The organism is Streptomyces sp. 13-12-16, assembly GCF_002114215.1.
Lineage (GTDB): Bacteria > Actinomycetota > Actinomycetes > Streptomycetales > Streptomycetaceae > Streptomyces.
In genome coordinates this window covers 1-4,267 of sequence record NZ_NCTE01001145.1, presented here as the reverse complement: position 1 = coordinate 4,267, position 4,267 = coordinate 1, and the positions used below count along the sequence as shown (strand labels likewise).

At 73.7% G+C, this 4,267-nt stretch carries 3 protein-coding genes and 1 pseudogene; 2 read left to right on the top strand and 2 right to left on the bottom strand.

Features of this window, described 5'->3' with window-relative positions:
- Both B7767_RS36605 and B7767_RS36600 read right to left on the bottom strand, forming a co-directional pair.
- Positions 1 to 233: response regulator transcription factor (locus B7767_RS36605; protein WP_143652837.1), on the bottom strand; the 233-nt coding region annotated here is incomplete at its 3' end.
- A gap of 202 nt (positions 234 to 435) precedes the next feature.
- The gene (locus B7767_RS36600) at positions 436 to 807 is read right to left on the bottom strand and encodes a hypothetical protein (protein WP_256923692.1); all 372 of its coding nucleotides are present in this window, start codon (positions 805 to 807) and stop codon (positions 436 to 438) included.
- Between the two features lie 213 nt (positions 808 to 1,020).
- On the opposite strand from B7767_RS36600, the gene B7767_RS36595 reads away from it, so the two are divergent.
- The gene (locus B7767_RS36595) at positions 1,021 to 3,144 is read left to right on the top strand and encodes a SpoIIE family protein phosphatase (RefSeq protein ID WP_306298033.1); all 2,124 of its coding nucleotides are present in this window, start codon (positions 1,021 to 1,023) and stop codon (positions 3,142 to 3,144) included.
- A 102-nt stretch (positions 3,145 to 3,246) separates the two neighbouring features.
- A pseudogene (locus B7767_RS36590) lies at positions 3,247 to 4,267 on the top strand (protein phosphatase); the annotation flags it as partial.

The following is a 4,267-nucleotide window of genomic DNA, read 5'->3' as shown; positions in this document are numbered from 1 at the left end:
GTCAGCGGTGAAGGCAGGACGGCTGCCGGGCTCTGCTGCCGGGCGGAGGCGGCTGCCTGCCGGGACAGTGCCCGCCGGTCGGGCAGGTGCAGCTTGCGCAGCAGCGAGGACACGTGTGACTCGACCGTGCGTACGGAGATGAACAACCGGGCGGCTATCTCCGCGTTGCTGAGGTGCTCCCCGAGCAGCGTGAGCACTTCGGCTTCCCGGGCAGAGATCATCGCAGTGGACACCGGGTCATTGTCCACGGCGCCGTCCGCGGCCGGCACGGCCGGCCCGGCCCTCAGCGGGGGGAGGCGCGGGCGGGCGCGGGCACCGGGGTGCCGGGCCCGGAAGGCCGGAGGCGGAGTACAGGGGTGTCAGGCGGATCCCCGCCGTGCGTCCGCCCGGCAGCCGTGATCCCGTGGTCCGGGACGGGGAGTCCGTACGTCCCCGTCACGGGGTGGTGCCGTGGAGGTACTCGGTCAGGGCCTTGCCCGGCTGGAAGGCGGCGGAGCCCCCGTCGGCGTGGAAGCGGCCGAAGCTGCCGGCCACCACCGCTTCGTCGTGCTTGAGCGTCTCCGCGATCACACCCGCCATGTCGACCGTGCCGAACAGGGCGTCGATCACCTGTTCCGCGTCTTCCTCGCGGATGTCGTGGCCCCGCTGCGCGGCCTTGCGCACGCTGGCCCGGGCCAGTTGGGACTTGTCCATGTCACACCTCTGCTTCTCCTGTCCGGCCGCGCCAAGGCGGCGGGCCCGGACCTCGGGGCTGGAACGGTCTTTCGTGACCGGCCGGTCGGCGTGCTCCTCGTCCTCCCTTTCCACGCCGCATGGGGCACACCGGGACAGGACCGGCAGACCGGTGGAGAGAGGCCCGCGGCGCGGGCGTGCTCGGCACGGACACCGGACCCGTACGTCCATCACAGTCGCCCGCCCGGACGACTGCCAGCGGTCACGGCCACATGGAGCAGGCACATCCGCACGGATGCCGCGGCACACCCTTCGCCCGTCGGCGACCGAGCGCATACTGTCGGACATGTGAGGAATGAGAGTCCCGGCGATGACGGTCGCGCGGCCTCCTTGGACGAGGCGCTCAGTACCACGGTGCGCCGGACCGGGGCTCTGGCGGGCGGCGTGTACCTGTTGTCGGCGCGGGAACCGGTGCTGGGCCTCGCCGCGGTCTGCGGCGTGCCGAGGGCGACCGTGGCTCCCTGGCGGCGGGTGGCGGTCTCGGCCGCGGGCCCTCTGTCGGAGGCGGTGCGGGAGGACCGGCTGGTCTGGGTGGGCCGCCAGGAGGACATGGCCCGTCTGTACCCGAACGCCGCGGCCGGGATGCCCTACCAGTTCGCGGTGGCCTTCGCCCCCCTGCACGGCGTGCGCCGCCACGGGGCCATGGCGCTGGTGTGGTCCAAGAGCCATCCGCCGTCCCTGACGCCGCGCGAGCGCGGGCACATCCAGTCCAGCGCACGGCGCCTCACCCGGCTGCTGGACCGGTCGCCCGCCTCGTGGACCGTTCCCGACGAGCCGCGCACCGTGCCCCTGCGCCGGCCCGACATCGATCCGGCGCAGGCCCGGATCGCCGCCGCCGACCTGGTCCAGCGGCTGCCCGTCGGCGCCCTCGGCCTCGACCTGGAAGGGCGCGTCACCTACCTCAACGACGCCGCGGCCCGGCTGCTCGGCCGCGAACGCGACCGCCTGCTGGGGAACCTGCCGTGGCAGGCCGTGCCCTGGCTCGCCGGCCCGGTCCACGAGGAGCATTACCGCACAGCGGTCTTCAGTCGTGAGCCCGTCGCCTTCACCGCGCTGCGCCCTCCCGGCCGGTGGCTCGACTTCCGGCTCTACCCGGACGAGAGCGGCATCAGCGTCCTCGTCTCCCCCAACCACGACCGGCGCCCGGCCGACGCGCCGCCGCCCCGCATCACCACGCCCCTCGCGTCCCCGGAGGGCGCCGGAACGGGGCGGATCCACCAGCTGATCCACCTGTCGGCCGCGCTGAGCCAGACCGTCACCGTGGCCGACGTGATCAACGTGGTGGCCGACCAGATCCTGCCCGCCTTCGGCGCCCAGGGCCTGGTCGTCTCGGCCGCCGGCTCCGGACGTCTGAAGATCATCGGGCACCGGGGCTACGACCCGCGCTCCATCGCCCGCCTCGACGGCCTGCCGCTGGACACCGACGTCACCCCCGTCGGCCGGGTGCTGCACAGCGGTGTCCCGGCCTTCTTCGCCGACCCGGGCGAGATGACCCACGCCCATCCGAAAGCCCTCACTCTCAGCGGCAAGCAGGCGTGGGCCTTCCTCCCCCTGGTGGTGTCCGACCGCCGCGTCGGCTGCTGCATCCTGTCCTACGACCGCCCGCACCCCTTCGGCGCCGGTGAGCGCGCCGTCCTCGTCTCGCTGGGCGGTCTCATCGCCCAGGCCATGGACCGCGCGCTGCTCTACGACGCCAAGCACGAGCTGGCCCACGGCCTGCAGCAGGCCCTTCTGCCCACGACCCTGCCGCGCGTCCCCGGTCTCACGGTCGCCGCCCGGTACCTGCCGACCGCCCACGGCGTGGACATCGGCGGTGACTTCTACGACCTGATCCGCCTCGGTGACACCACCGCCGCCGCCGTCATCGGAGACGTGCAAGGGCACAACATCAACGCCGCCGCCCTCATGGGGCAGGTCCGCACCGCCGTCCACGCCACCGCCGGCGAGTGCCCCGGCGACGTGCTGACCCGCACCGACCGTGTGCTGGCGGACCTCGAGACCGACCTTTTCGTCTCCTGCCTCTACATCCACATCGACCTCGCCCGCCGATGCCTCCACCTGGCCAGCGCGGGACACCTCCCTCCGCTCCTGCGCACCCCGGCGCCCACGCCGGCGACCCTCGTGCTCGAGGTGGATCCCGGTCCCCTGCTCGGCATCGGCGCGGGTCCCGCGGCCGACTATCCGGTCACCTCCGCGCCCCTGCCGGCCGGATCGCTCCTCGCCCTCTACACCGACGGTCTCGTGGAAACCCCCGGCTCCGACATCACCCGGTCCATCGACGACCTGGCCCGCCACCTCACCGGGACGGGTGACCAGCCGATCGACGACCTGGCCGACGACCTGGTGCGCCACGCCGTCCCCCGGCACGCGTACACCGACGACATCGCCCTGCTGCTGTTGCGCAGCACGTGAAGGCCCGTGAAGGGCCGTTCCGGGTCCGCGGAACCCGGATCCTTCGCCTCCGGGACACCCGCGACCGAGCGCACGTCCCATTTGCCCGATTACTCTGATCCTGTGGACCCGTATCCGACTCCTTCGGGCAGTGGCCCCGGCGACCGGACACAGCCGGTCGCCGGAGTACGCCCGGAGATCCTCGCCTCCTGGCAGCGCTCGCAGTCGCTCGGCATCGACCAGGAGAGGGCTGCCCTGCCGGTCGAGCGGGACCTGGACCCCGACTCCCGGCTGATCAGGGCCGCCGCGCCGGTGCTGGACCACCTGTACGAACGGTTCTCGGGCGTGCCGGTGACCGTGGCGCTGGCCGACTCACGGGCGAACATCGTGGACCGGTGGGGCGCCCCGGCGGGGCTGGAGCTGATGGACGCCGCCTCCCTGGTACCGGGCGCCAACGTCGACGAGCGGTTCATGGGGACCAGCAGCGTCAGCATGGTGCTGAGCACCCGGGCGCCGTTCGTGGTCGTCGGCCACGAACACTTCCTGCACGGCCTCAAGGAGCTGACCTGCATGGCCGCGCCGGTGCGCGATCCGGTGGGCGGCACCGTGCGGGGCGCGGTCAACCTCTCCGTACCCCGGGCGCTGGCCGACCCCGGCATGGCACTGGTCCTGCAGGAGGCCACCGAACGCATCGGTGAGCGCCTGCTGGAGCTGAGCGCCGCCCGCGAGCTCGAGCTGATGCGCTCCTTCCAGCGGGCCAGGGAGCGCGGCGGGCACGCCGAGCTGAACCTCGGCTCGGGTGAGCTGCACCGGCTCGGCGGGCCGGCCCCCCGCCTGGCCTCGCAGGAACAGCTGATGCTGCTGGAGCGTGCCGTCGAGCTGATCTCCTCGTCCGGCGAGGCGTTCGCCGAGGTTCCCCTCACGGGCAGCCGCGTGGCCGTGCTGCGCCGCCGGGAGCTGCACCACGGCGACGCGGAGGGCGCGGCGGTCGAGGTCAGCTTCGAGGACACCCGCGGCAGGGGGGCATCGGGCCGGGGCACCGTGACCGCTCCCGACGGCCGTCATGTGCCGCTCCTGGACCGTCCCACCGTGGCGGCGGGGGCGGACGCGCCCGGCGCGACGGCGGAACCGCACGCCGCCGGGC